A 12,404-nucleotide genomic window follows, 5' to 3' on the forward strand; every position below is an offset into this window, starting at 1 on the left:
GTGCGCCGTCGTCACCCAGAATCGCAGCGCCACCCCAAAAATGCAAGCACGCGTGCTTGTTATTGCCTACCAGCCGAAGATGAGCAGGTGAATCGCGCCGACGGCGATCCCGAGCGCCCCACCGTGCAGGTACAGCAACCAGGCGTCCTGCTCCACCGACGCGTAGAACATCTCCATGAACTCGCCGGGCGTGAGCGTGCGCAGCTTGCGGGCCGCGAAGTCGTCGATCTTCTTGGCCTGCTCGCGCACGAACTGTTCGTCCTCGACCATGCCCGGCGCCATGCTCAGCCCGGCCCCCGCACCCGAGACGGCGAGGTTCTCGAACTGCTTCTTGCCCATCGCCGCGCGCACCATGAACGCGGTCGGCCCCAGCTGTCGGTGGATCTCCTCCGACACCACCCGCTCGATGAGCTGGCGCGTCTTGTCCCCGTTCGGTCCCTCGAGCAACTCGTTGGACAGGTTCTCCACGGTGAGCACCTGGTAGGCCAGGATGTGGGCCAGATCGGTCGCGGCCTGCGGCTGGCGCTTGGCCAGCAACGCCTGGCGCCACAGGTACTTGTAGCGCGGCTGCGGGTCGCCCGGCTCGAACACCATCTTGATGGCGATGACGTTCACCGTCACGCCGATCATCGCCGAGGCGAACAGCACGATCACCCAGGCCGGAATGGCGCCCCAGTACGGGATCTGCGAGTGCACGTGCAGGTACAGCGCGAGAATCAGGCCGAAGGGCGCGCCGAGCAGACCGATACGCGCCATGAACTTCAGCTCGGGCGCGGCGATGGTGGTGGTGAGGTCCTTGAGGATCTGCGGGTTCTTCTCCAGATACCGGATCACGAAGTTCTTCACGTCGAGCAACTGATCGATATTGTCGCCGAGGCTCTCGAACGCGCGCCGCGACAAGGTGGGCAGCTGCCGGTCCACCCGCTGGTAGACCGCCTGCTTCATCTGCCGGGGCAGCGAGCGCCACAGGTCGGGATTCTCCCGGTACATGATCTCGTCGACGATCGACTGCACCTGTGGACGGGCGTGTTCGGCCAGGTAGTCCCCGATACCGTCGAGGTCGAGTTCGTGGATGAAGTCGCGCGGGCTGCCGATGCGCATCAGCGCCTTGTCCACGCAGATGCTCGCCATCTTCTCGGCGCGCGCGGGAATGAAGCCCTGGAAACCGAGCATCCGCCCGTCGCCGGAGAACGTCGGAAGCACCTGCACCCGGCGGGGCAGGTACGGGTAGAGGATGTGCAGCATCGGCACCCGGAAACCCTTGAAATGCAAGGGCCAGAACAACATGAGCACGCCGGTCCAGTTGGTGAGCCAGCCGGCCAGGGCGCTGAAGATCGGGAAGCTCACGAGATCGACGACGAATTTCGACTGGCCGGTGAGCTCTTCCCAATCGATGAAGAGTCCGGAGGCCAGTGTGGTCATCGAGGAGCCCCCTAGAGCTGACGCGCGAATTTCGTGAAGAACGTGAGAATAAGGCAACCACATTCTGACCGGTCATGACGGGGTGTCAACGAACAGACCACCCGCCGCCAGCGGTGTAGCAACCGTTCGGCAGCCGGTTGGCGATAGGCTTGCCAACACGCTTGACGACGAGTTCTTCCCACCACCACCTGTGTAGAGGGAGTCACCGTGAGTGTTCCGCAGGATCATCTGAATCGTCCGGTCGCCGTGATCGGCGCGGGCACGCTCGGCAGACGGATCGCCCTGATGTTCGCCACCCGGGGCGGCAAGGTCCACATCATCGACCCGACCGCACAGGCCGGTGCCGAGGCGGTGGACTACGTGCGCGAACAATTGCCCACCGTCGCCGCGTCGGTCCCGAGCGGGTCGCCGGGTTCCGTGGAGTACATCCAGGACCAGGCGAGTGCGGTGCGGGGCGCCTGGCTGGTCGTCGAGGCCGTGCCCGAGATCCTCGACCTGAAGAAGAAGGTGTTCGCCCAGCTCGACACGCAGGCCGACGCCGACGCGATCGTCGCCTCGAACTCGTCGTCGTACGCCAGCCGGTTGTTCACCGAGGACTGCGAGACCCGCGACCGCATGCTCAACACCCACTTCTACATGCCGCCCGCGTCCACGGCGCTCGATGTGATGTCGAACGGGCACACCTCGCAAGAGGTGCTCGATTTCGTGCTGCGCACTTTCCCCGAATACGGTCTGCACCCGTTCCTGTGCCGCAAGGAAAGCACCGGTTTCATCTTCAATCGCATCTGGGCCGCGATCAAACGCGAAGCACTCGAGGTGGTCGCCGAGGGCGTCTCGGTGCCCGAGGACATCGATCAGATGTTCGTCCTGAATTTCGGGACCAAGGCGGGACCGTTCCGGATGATGGATCAGGTCGGACTCGATGTGGTGCTCGATATCGAGGAGCATTATCAGAAGGAGAACCCGAATCTGCCCGAGGGCCCGATCACGGTGTTGCACAAGTATGTCGACGCGGGCAAGCTCGGCGTGAAATCCGGGGAGGGCTTCTACGACGACTACCCGAAGCAGGGCTGAGCGGTGACCGACTTGCTGGCCCTCGATCTGGCAGCCGGTGCCGTCCTCGCCGTTGCACTCGACGGCAGCGAGGTCCGCACGCTGGTGGGCGGACTCGATCAGACACCGGACGGCATCGTCGTCGACCAGTTGCGCGGCCATATCTATTGGACCAACATGGGCCGCCCCGATCCCGGCGGTCGGCCGGGGATCGAACCGGAGTTCTTCTCCTGCAACGGTTCTCTCGAACGAGTCGACCTCGACGGCGGCAACCGCACGACCCTCCTCGCGCCCGGCTCGTTCACCACGGGTAAACAGCTCACCGCCGATTTCGAAGCGGGGCGGTTGTATTGGTGTGACCGGGAAGGCATGTCGGTGCTCACCTGCGACCTGAACGGTGACGACCTGCGACCACTCGTCGTCGCGGGCACCGACGCTCAGCTGCAGACGAATTGGTGCGTAGGTATCTGCCTCGACACCGATCGCCGCCTCGTCTACTGGTCGCAGAAAGGCTCTCCCGATGCGGGCGAGGGCCGGATCTTCCGCGCCCCGATCGACCTGCCCGCCGGCATGGACCCGGCCGCCCGCACCGATATCGAGATGCTGTGGACAGGATTGCCGGAGCCGATCGATCTGCACCTGCGCGGCACCCACACCCTGATGTGGACCGATCGCGGCGCCGAACCCGACGGCAACTCGCTCAACGAGGCTCTCGTCCAACCCGATGTGGGCCGGCCGAAGATCTTGTCGCGCGGGTATCGCGAGGCCATCGGGTTGGCCGGGTTCGACGCCCACTTCTATGTGAGCGACCTCGGCGGCTCGATCCGCCTGGTCGACCTGGGCGCGGGCACCGACACCGAACTGGTCCGCATCGGCAACCCGCTCACCGGTCTGGCCCTAGCCGACCTGTAGCGCCGGGCGCAGCACCACCCGGACGGTGATGTCGATCCACCGCCCGATCAGCAGCGACGGCGCGCGCAGGCCGAGTTGGGTGCGGTCGAGGACCGTCGAGGCGGTGACCGTGACGGTCGTGTCGGTGACGTCGAAGGCGTCGACGGTGAAGATCAGCGGCACGGTCCGTCCGCGCGCCGAGGCGACCCCGGCGACGCGCCACCGGCCGTCCTCGGCGGTGATGTCTTCGGCGGTGAAGGTCATCCGTGGATGACGGTCGAGGTCGAGCAGGCGTGGTTTGCGCAGGTCGCGGTCGCGCCGGGCGTAGCCGGTGTCGATCGCGGCGAGGTGGATCACGCCTGTGGCGGTGACCGGTCGGCCGTCGGGTGCCAGTGTGAGCAGGCCGGCCATCACCGGGGCCTCGCCGCGGACGGGATGCCCGAAATGGCCCACCTGGAAGGCGGCGGTGCTGTGTGCGGTGTCGGCCACCCAGTCGGTGGCCGTCATGATCGGGTTCACGACCGTGCTCCTTCGGCGTAGATGGTCGCCCGGTCGCGGTGCACGTGGACCGGGCAGATCTCCACCCGGTCGGGTCCGGGCAGCAGGGCCGGATCCTCACCCGGCAGCAGTTCGGTGGCGAGGACGGCCGCGCGTACGGCGTGGATGGCGGACTCGGTTTCGGCGACGCCGATCACCAGGCCCGATCCGTCGTCGCGGCGCAATTCGTAGAAGTCGAGCAGGCCGGGCACGGCGGCGACGGCGGGCTGGATGCGGTGGGTGGCGGCGAAGTCGGCGGCCGCCAGTTCGGCGGCGCCGCGTGGGCGGTCGAACCAGACGAGGTGTGCGTACATGATGGGCTCCTGACCTGCGATGACGTGGTGATCTCAGGATTGCCGCCTGCGGGCTTGCGCGGATCAGTGCCGGTACGTATTCGCGGTACTGAACTTCGCCCGATACGCGGATACTGGGACGATGCAGACTCCGGTCGTCGGGCGGCACGAGGAGCTCGCCCGGTTGCGGGCCGCGGTGCTGGCCGCGCAGTCGGGTTCGGGTCGATTCGTGCTGGTGAGCGGGCCCGCCGGGATCGGCAAGTCGTGGCTCGCCGACCGGGCAGCCGAGCTCGCCGCCGAAGCGGATATGCCGGTGGCGCGCGGCAATGCCGTCGACGACGCGGGCATGCCGCCGCTGTGGTTGTGGCGGCGCGCGGCCCGTTCCGTGCCCGGTCTGGCCGCCGCGCTGGACACGGTCGCCGAGCCGGGCGCGGCGGCCGAACGCCGGTTCCGGATGTTCGCCGAGGTCGCCGACGTCCTCACCGCCGCGTCCTCGGGGCCCGGCCTGCTGCTGATCGTCGAGGACCTGCACTGGGCAGACCCCACCTCGCTCGCCCTGCTCGGCCACGTCGCCGCCCGGACCGAGCGCACCGGACTACTCATCGTCGCCACCGCCCGCGAACCGGCGGGCGACGACCTCCTCGCCGTCCAGCCCGACTGGCTACGCCTTCCGCACGCCCATTTCCTGTCCGTCCCAACTCTTTCCGAGCCCGAGGTCCGCTACTGGCTCGAATGCCGTCATCTCCCTGCGGAATACGCTTCCCGCGTCCACGCCCGCACCGACGGAAACCCCCTCCTGGTCCGCCTGGTCATCGACTCCGATCCGGCTCGCTCCGGCGACCCCCTGATCGAGGTCCCCGGTTTCCGCCGCCTTGTTCTCACCCGCCTCGATCACCTCTCCCCCGAACAGATCGACATCCTCGGCACCGCGGCCGTCCTCGGTGAACGGATAGACGTGGAGCTCCTTGTCCGCGTGTACGAGTCGATTTGCACGCAGTCGGCACCGCGAGACCGGCTGGATCAGGGCACGAGCGTCGAACAGGACGCCCTGTCTGCCGGCCTGCGCACGAATCGCGGTGCTGCTGGTGGTCGAAACCAACCGGAGGTGGAGGGCGCGCGGGAGCGGGTGCTTCGGGCGCTCGACGCGGCGACGGCGGCGGGAATCGTGCGCCGTTTCGCCGAGGGTGCGACCGGGTTCGCGCACGCGTTGATCCGGGATGCGGTGTATGCCGATCTGCCGCCGTCGCGTCGGGCGGTGCTGCATCGGGCGGCGGCGGTCACCTCGGCCGAGAGCTGCGGGGATGGGCTTGCGGGTCTGATCGCGACGCATTGGCGGCAGGCGAGTGGGTGTGGGGAGTCTCCGTCGTGTCTGTACTGGTCACGGGTGGCGGCGCGGTCGGCTCGGGCGGCGGCAGCGTATGCGGAGGCGATCCGGTTCGGGCAGTGGGCCATCGACGCGGCCGGGTCGGCTGCCGAGGAGCGGGCCGAGTTGCTGATCGACCTCGCGCGCGATGAGTTCGCGGACGGACGGATCACCGACAGTCTCGAGCACTGCGTGCGGGCGAGCGATCTCGCCGAGCGCGCGGGCCGCCCCGATCTGCTCGCCGAAGCGGGTCTCGTCGTCCACGGCGTCACGACGCCGACCGTCATGACACAGCTGGATCACCTGTGTGGCAGAGCTTTACAGCAGTTGGATCCCGCCGAGCACGCCGACCTGATCGCCCGCATACTGGCCCAGCGAGCCCTGTCGGCGGCCGATCGCGGTGCGGGTGCCGAGGCCAGACGTCTGTCGGAGCAGGCCATGCGCGCCGCCGAGGGTTCCACCGATCCCGATGTCGCGCTGGATGTCATCCATGCCCGTCACCTCTCGCTGGCCACCACCGAATACCTCGACGAAAGAACGGTATTGGCCGCCCGGGCGATCGAGATCGCGGTCGATGCCGAACAACCACTGGCGCAGCTCTGGGGATATGTGTGGACAGCCGACGCCGCCCTGCAACGCGGCGACCTCCCCGCCTTCGACAACGCCCTCGACCACATCGAACTCCTGGCCGACCGCCGCAAGCTACCGGTGGCCCGCTGGCACCTGCTGCGCTTGCGCGCCACCCGCGCGGCCCTGGTCGGCGAACTCGACGCAGCGCTCGAATTCGACGCCGCCGCCTATGAATTGGCACTCGGCATCGGTGACTACTCCCTCGCCGGGCTGCACCACGCCTTCCGGGGAATGCATGCGGTGATCGTCGGATACGTCGACCGCACCGTCCTGGACGAAGCCGTCGCCGCGCTGGCCTTCGCCCCGAAAATACCTATCGCACAACTGTTCTCCCCGATGATGCACGCCCTGGCAGGCGATCTCGACGAGGCACGCACCCTGTTCGAGCCGCTCCGCTCGCTGCCCGACACCCTCGAGATCGGCCCACGCTGGAACGGAACGGTGTACTCGGTCGGTTTGGTAGCCGAACTGCTCGACGACGCCGCCACCGCCGACCGGGTCTACCGTGTGCTGGCCGGCCGCGAGCACAACTACGCCGCCGACGGCACGGGTGCCCTGATCTGCGTCGGCTCCCTGGCCCGCGTCCGCGCCGACAACGCCAGGGTGGCAGGCCACCTGAACGCCGCCATCGACCTCTACCGCCTCGGCCTCACCATGGACACCGAAATAGGCGCCCACCCTTTCATCGCCCTCGGCCACCTCGGCCTGGCCCGCACCTACCTGGCCCGCGCTATCCGCGTTCCCAGCGACCCCGACCGGAGCGTCGACGACGAAGCCGACCCTCATGCCGGGCGCGCCACCGGCCCGCGTGCCGATCCCACCGCCGTCTCCTCCGCCGACCTGAGCGGTGGTGGCCGGACCGCCGGCCTGCGTGCCGCCCACACCAGCCCCGGCGGGGACCGCATCACCGACCTCTCCTCGGCTCGCGCAGCCGCCGAACAGGCCGCCAACGCATTCCGCCGTCTCCACATGGCTCACCGCCTGCGGCAAGCCGACGACTTGCTCGCCGCGATCACCACCGCTACCCGCACCGCCGACCCCCTGACGGCCCGCGAGCGGGAGGTACACGACCTCGTCGCGGCGGGCGCGACCAACCGTGAGATCGCCCATCGCCTGGTGCTTTCCGAGCGGACCGTCGAAACGCACGTCCGACATATCCTCGCCAAACTCGGCATCACCACCCGCACCGAGATCCCTCGCCGCCCCGCCGAGCGCCCGCATTCCGGATAACCTCGCGAGGTAGTTCGTTCGAAGGGGGACCTCACGCGATGCAGCCGTTGAACGCCGACGACCCGCGCCGGATCGGGGACTACCGGCTACTCGGTGTCCTCGGCGCGGGCGGGATGGGCAAGGTGTATCTGGGCCGCAATTCCGGTGGACGCACGGTGGCGGTGAAGGTGATCCGGCCGGATCTGCTCGGCGATCCGGAACTGCGCGCGAGGTTCCGGCGGGAGGTCGCGGCCGCTCGACGCGTGGTGGGCGCTTTCACCGCACCCGTCCTCGACGCCGAAGTCGACGCTCACCCGCCCTGGCTGGCAACGGGTTACGTGGCCGGAATCTCCCTGTCGGACGCCGTCACCGAGTACGGCCCGTTCCCCGAACGATCCCTGCTCGCCCTCACGCACGGCCTGGCCGAGGCGCTGGTTGCGGTGCATTCGGTCGGTATCGTGCATCGCGACCTGAAGCCGTCGAACGTGCTGCTCGCCGTCGACGGGCCCAAGGTGATCGACTTCGGTATCGCCCGGGCCGCGGAGGACACGGCGCTCACCACCACCGGAAGAGTCATCGGCTCACCGGGTTTCATGTGTCCCGAACAGATCACCGGCGAACCGCTCGGTCCCGCCTGCGACGTCTTCGCCCTCGGCGGCGTCCTGACCTTCGCCGCCTGCGGGCACGGCCCGTTCGGCACCGCCGACATAGTGCAGCTGCTCTACCGCATCGTCTACGAGCAGCCGAGCCTCGACGCCGTGCCACCGAGCTTCCGGCCACTGATCGAAGCGTGCCTGGCCAAGAACCCCGCCGACCGCCCGACGCCACAACAGGCGCTTGCCGAGTCGAGGAAGATCGGCACCCCCGACGGCGCGGGCTGGCTCCCACCGCTCGTCATGCAGGACGTGAGCATGCGCGCGGTGCGACTGCTCGACCTCGACACCGACCCAGGCGCCCGCCCGACGGCGGTTCCTCCGAGCCACCGCACGGACCCGACTGCCCTCGCGGGCATCACCACGCCCGGCCGACCGCAGACCGTGTCGTACCCGCCCCCGGTCGCACGGACAACGACACAAGGCGGCCCTACCCAGCCGCCGGGCGGCCACGGCTCGACCTCAGGTGTCCACGCCCAGAACCCGGGCGGGCACACCTTCCCACCGGGCGGCCGTACCTCGCCACCGGGCGGCCGTACCTCGCCACCGGGCGGCCATACCAGACCACCAGGCGGGCACACCTCGGCGCCGCATGGGCATGCCCCGTCACCGGGGAACGCCCCTCATCGCACCCGAACCCGCACCCTTCTGATCGCGGCCGTCTCCGTGACAGCGGTCGTCGCCGCCGTCATGGCCTCGTTCATCGGCATACGGCTCGGCGATCAATCGGGCACCGCCACGCTGACGATTCCGCCGGGCACGCCACCGACCGGCACCGAGGCCAGTGCCCAGCCGGTATCGAGCGTCCCGGATTCCTTCATCGGCACCTGGACCGGCCAGGCCGCCGACGGCCTCGTCACCTTCGACATCGTGCTGACCATCGGTCCGGGCGAGGTCGGCCAGGAGCTGGCCACGGCGTCCAATACGGGCCAGATCTCGCAGACGCGTTGCGAACGGGCCGAGACGCTCACCCAGGCAACCGCCGACCGCTTGGTCTTCCGCGCGCGCCTCACGGGTGATACGTACGGCGACTGCGCCGACGACGGCAACACCTCCACCGTCACCCGCCAGCCGGACGGCACGCTTCGGTACAGCACCCCCGGAGTGTTCGGCGGTTCCATCGCGGGCACCCTGCACAAGAAGTAGGTAGAACAGGTTGCTGTTCAATTGCCGGAAGGCCGCCGAATGCGCCCCTAATCGGGCGACTGACCAGTAACCTGAGGCCCTGTCGGACGTCCTCGAATGGCCGATATCGCGATAGTGACAATCTACAAACGCACAGGTGATACCCGTCTCAGAAATTCTGCCGTTGCGACCTGAGTCACTCCTGTGCCAGACTCTCGTCCCACACTGTGAAGCCGTTCGGTCTCACAATGTCCGGAAAGGGAGTTGATTGAGTAGGCGGCAGGCGCACGTATTTGCCACCCTCTCGTCGGCTGCGCGCGAATCAATCGAAATCGACAAGTGCCAAGGCGGCACCGGTCAGCAGATCCACCAGTTCGCTGACCGGCGGCCGGGACTCGCGCAACAGCCACTCGTGGGCGACTCCCGTCACCGCACCGGTGAGCAGGGCGGTGGTGAGTTCGGCGTCGCCACGCAGGCGCACGCCGATGTCCACCAGCGCCGAACCGATCAGTACCGACCACGCGTGCCTGCGCGAGCGGCGGTGGTTCTCCATCCGGTCGCTCACCCCGACCACCTCGATGAGCGCGACCTGGGCCCGGTACGGGTCCGAGCCGAGCGATTCGAGGTACGCGCGGAAACCGGCGTGCAGCGCGAGCTCGGGGTCGGTGGGCGTGGTGAGTTCGGCGAGCGCGGCGGCGACGGCCGCGGCGGCGTCGTCCTGGATGCGGTCGTAGGCCGCCACCAGCACGTCTTCGCGGGTCTCGAACTCCTCGTAGAACTGCCGCTTGGACAGCCCGGCGGCCGCGCACACCTCGGCAAGCGAGCACGTGGCGTACCCGCGTTCGGCGAAGATTCGCGTCGCTGCTTCCAGGAATCGCTGTCGGCGCTCGGCTTTACGCGCGACGACCGTACGACCCCCATACCGTCTGTCCGCTGTAGTCACCTCTCCAAAGTATCTGAAACTCCGGATAACACAGACATTCCTGTGAATTCCGGGTCGCTCCATTTATCCACCGAACGAAGGACGGCCGACCAGTGCTGAGCACCCGAGGATCGCGGACCGCAGTGTCTGCTTTCGTACTAGCGGCGAGTGCTGTACTCGTGGCGCCCACGCCAACCCTGGCCGCACCGCAGCATGCGGCGCAGCAGAGCGTTCCCGCCATCGCGGAGAACGTGCCCTCCGAGACGCTGGCAGCGCTGGCACCGACGATCGTAGGCGCCATCTCCGGCCCCGGCCTCATCGCCGACGGCGGACAGGCCGCGATCCTGGCCCAGGCGCGCCTGCTGCTGGCAACCCCCGGCATCCCCGCGCAGGTCAAGTCGACCCTCGAGCGGATCATCAAGTTCCTCGACGGCAGCGGCGGTGGTGGCCCCGAACTGCCGCCGTCGGACGGCCCGCGCATCGCGCAGTTCCTGTACCCGACCATCGGCAAGGGCTGCATCGGCCCCACCTCCGACTCGGTCGGCACCGCGCTGGCCGTGCCCGGCCCGGCCGAACTGCCCCCGCCGGGACCCGCCGCGGGCCAGACCGGCTTCGTGTTCACCGCGCTCGGCACCAAAACCCCCACCGCCGAGCAGACCCCACCGATGACCGTGCAGTGGGTCAACATCGACAACCGCCGCACCGGCACCCAGGTGCTCACCAACGCGGCGGGCATCAACCCCGACGGGCCCGCCACCCTGTCGGCCATCGCCGACACCGGCGCGGGCCGGGTCGTCGCGGTCGTCACCGGCTCGCTCACCACCGAAACCGCCGACGGTAACCGGACCTGCTCGTTCGCCCCGACCATCGGGTTCTTCTCCGTCGCCTGAACCGGCACAACGCAATTGGAGTTCGATCTATGAAGTTTGCCGTCCCCGGCCTGATCAGCGGGCTGGCCGGCGCGATCCTCGGGGTGATTGCCGTGTTGGGCATCACCGCTGGCGCGCAACAGAATTCGATTCCCGAGCCGGAGACGACCGGTGACCCGGGTTCGTCGCTGCTCGGCAACGTCACGTACGGCAGCCGATGAGCAACGTGCGCAGGATCATCGCCTGCATCCTCGTCGGTCTCGGTGCGCTGCTGCTCGCGTGCGCCGCCATGATTCCCACCTACACCGTCGGCAAGGTGGCCAAGACGCCACTGGACCTGCGGATCACCACCATCGCCAAGAGCGTCCCCGGCGAGGAAAGCCTCGTGCTCGACGCGAAGTCGCTCACCTCGCCCGAGGGTGCGGCGACGGTGCACACCAATGTGCCGCTCTTCTCGCAGCGCTTCCTGACGGTCGAGGAGCCCTCGGACGCCGACCAGATGACCGTCCAGGCCGGTCAGACGCTGCGTCGCGACGACCTCGATCCCCAAAACGGCCTGCTCACCGCCTCGGTCGACCGCGTAACCATCGACCGTGTCTCCGGCGAGCCGATCGACGCCTCGCCCAACGGCTCGATCGCCGTGGCTCAGGATCCCAAGTCGGGCGCCGAGATCCCCACCGAGTTGCAGCGTCGTGGCCTGCAGTACCGCTTCCCGATCGGCACCGAGAAGAAGTCGTACCCGTACTTCGACCTCAACGCCCGCGCCACCTATGACATCGACTTCGTCGAGGAGTCGGAGATCAAGGGCGTGCCGGTTTACCACTTCCGGCAGACCATCCCGGTGACGAACATGTGGGACGTCGTCAAGCACCCCTCGTATCAGCTCGCCCTGCCCGCCGCCAAGTGGGGCCTCGAGGGCACCGAGCCGGTCACCATGACCCGCTACTACACCAACACCCGCGACGTGTGGGTGGAGCCGAGGACCGGCGCCGTTCTCAAGGGCGGCGAGAGCATCCACATGTTCTACGGCCGCAGCGCGGACAAGGTCGACGTCACCGTGCTGAAGTCGCACCTGGTCTTCGACGAGGAGACCATCGACGCCCAGCTCGCCGTCACCCAGGAGAGCCTCGACAAGCTCGACCTCTTCGGCAAGACCCTGCCGGTGATCCTCGGCATCCTCGGCGCGATCTTCGTGATCGCGGGCATCGTCCTCGGTGTGCTGAGCAGCCGTGGCCGCACGATTGATCCGCCGACCGAAAGGCTCCGGCGCAACCTCTAGAACCCTCGAAACACCATCAACGCACGAACGCCCTCGGCTCCCACCTACCCCTCGGGAGCCGGGGGCGTTCGGCGTTTCGTTCGCCGTGAGTGAACGGTTGCCGGGGTCGGAACAAAGTGCGATCTTCTGTAGTTGAGTCAGCAAAGCTCAACTTTTGG

At 68.1% G+C, this 12,404-nt stretch carries 11 protein-coding genes; 7 read left to right on the plus strand and 4 right to left on the minus strand.

Features of this window, described 5'->3' with window-relative positions:
- Positions 1-66 precede the first annotated feature (66 nt).
- Entirely contained in the window at positions 67-1,422 is a 1,356-nt protein-coding gene (locus tag AB0F86_RS17210; RefSeq protein WP_067643933.1) for a hypothetical protein, read from the minus strand.
- 207 nt (positions 1,423-1,629) lie between these two features.
- Between AB0F86_RS17210 and AB0F86_RS17215 the strand changes: the two genes are divergently transcribed.
- Together AB0F86_RS17215 and AB0F86_RS17220 are read left to right on the plus strand one after the other, a co-directional pair.
- Positions 1,630-2,496, plus strand: a complete 867-nt coding sequence (locus tag AB0F86_RS17215; RefSeq protein WP_356985420.1) for a 3-hydroxyacyl-CoA dehydrogenase family protein — start codon at positions 1,630-1,632, stop codon at positions 2,494-2,496.
- A 3-nt stretch (positions 2,497-2,499) separates the two neighbouring features.
- Positions 2,500-3,387, plus strand: a complete 888-nt coding sequence (locus tag AB0F86_RS17220; protein ID WP_356985421.1) for a hypothetical protein — start codon at positions 2,500-2,502, stop codon at positions 3,385-3,387.
- On the opposite strand, the gene AB0F86_RS17225 is transcribed toward AB0F86_RS17220, so the two are convergent.
- Together AB0F86_RS17225 and AB0F86_RS17230 are read right to left on the minus strand one after the other, a co-directional pair.
- Entirely contained in the window at positions 3,373-3,885 is a 513-nt protein-coding gene (locus AB0F86_RS17225) for a YceI family protein (protein WP_356985422.1), read from the minus strand. The genes AB0F86_RS17220 and AB0F86_RS17225 overlap by 15 nt on opposite strands.
- Complete coding sequence (locus AB0F86_RS17230; protein ID WP_356985423.1) at positions 3,882-4,217, minus strand: hypothetical protein; 336 nt, start codon at positions 4,215-4,217, stop codon at positions 3,882-3,884. Before AB0F86_RS17230 ends, AB0F86_RS17225 begins: the two co-directional genes overlap by 4 nt.
- 121 nt (positions 4,218-4,338) lie before the next feature.
- On the opposite strand from AB0F86_RS17230, the gene AB0F86_RS17235 reads away from it, so the two are divergent.
- Both AB0F86_RS17235 and AB0F86_RS17240 read left to right on the plus strand, forming a co-directional pair.
- Positions 4,339-7,419: an AAA family ATPase gene (locus AB0F86_RS17235; protein ID WP_356985424.1), complete on the plus strand. Its 3,081-nt coding sequence runs from the start codon at positions 4,339-4,341 to the stop codon at positions 7,417-7,419.
- A gap of 38 nt (positions 7,420-7,457) precedes the next feature.
- Entirely contained in the window at positions 7,458-9,197 is a 1,740-nt protein-coding gene (locus AB0F86_RS17240; RefSeq protein ID WP_356985425.1) for a protein kinase, read from the plus strand.
- A 301-nt stretch (positions 9,198-9,498) separates the two neighbouring features.
- Here the strand turns inward: AB0F86_RS17240 and AB0F86_RS17245 are convergent, their stop codons facing one another.
- On the minus strand, positions 9,499-10,119 hold the full coding sequence (locus AB0F86_RS17245) for a TetR/AcrR family transcriptional regulator (protein WP_067643913.1): 621 nt from the start codon (positions 10,117-10,119) through the stop codon (positions 9,499-9,501).
- A gap of 92 nt (positions 10,120-10,211) precedes the next feature.
- Between AB0F86_RS17245 and AB0F86_RS17250 the strand changes: the two genes are divergently transcribed.
- From AB0F86_RS17250 to AB0F86_RS17260, 3 genes are read left to right on the plus strand one after another with little or no spacing between them, the layout of a single operon-like run.
- Complete coding sequence (locus AB0F86_RS17250; protein ID WP_181698569.1) at positions 10,212-10,988, plus strand: hypothetical protein; 777 nt, start codon at positions 10,212-10,214, stop codon at positions 10,986-10,988.
- 29 nt (positions 10,989-11,017) lie between these two features.
- Entirely contained in the window at positions 11,018-11,188 is a 171-nt protein-coding gene (locus AB0F86_RS17255) for a DUF2613 domain-containing protein (RefSeq protein WP_084457534.1), read from the plus strand.
- Complete coding sequence (locus tag AB0F86_RS17260; RefSeq protein ID WP_181698570.1) at positions 11,185-12,246, plus strand: DUF3068 domain-containing protein; 1,062 nt, start codon at positions 11,185-11,187, stop codon at positions 12,244-12,246. The genes AB0F86_RS17255 and AB0F86_RS17260 overlap by 4 nt, the downstream gene beginning before the upstream one ends.
- Positions 12,247-12,404 lie beyond the last annotated feature (158 nt).

It is taken from the genome of Nocardia sp. NPDC023733, from assembly GCF_040639775.1.
Lineage (GTDB): Bacteria > Actinomycetota > Actinomycetes > Mycobacteriales > Mycobacteriaceae > Nocardia > Nocardia rosealba.

Excerpts from the sequence above, each read along its gene's own strand:
- AB0F86_RS17210 (WP_067643933.1), bottom strand. The coding sequence starts at position 1,422 with ATGACCACACTGGCCTCCGGACTCTTCATCGATTGGGAAGAGCTCACC.
- AB0F86_RS17230 (WP_356985423.1), bottom strand. The coding sequence starts at position 4,217 with ATGTACGCACACCTCGTCTGGTTCGACCGCCCACGCGGCGCCGCCGAA.
- AB0F86_RS17235 (WP_356985424.1), top strand. The coding sequence starts at position 4,339 with ATGCAGACTCCGGTCGTCGGGCGGCACGAGGAGCTCGCCCGGTTGCGG.
- AB0F86_RS17240 (WP_356985425.1), top strand. The coding sequence starts at position 7,458 with ATGCAGCCGTTGAACGCCGACGACCCGCGCCGGATCGGGGACTACCGG.
- AB0F86_RS17255 (WP_084457534.1), top strand. The coding sequence starts at position 11,018 with ATGAAGTTTGCCGTCCCCGGCCTGATCAGCGGGCTGGCCGGCGCGATC.
- AB0F86_RS17260 (WP_181698570.1), top strand. The coding sequence starts at position 11,185 with ATGAGCAACGTGCGCAGGATCATCGCCTGCATCCTCGTCGGTCTCGGT.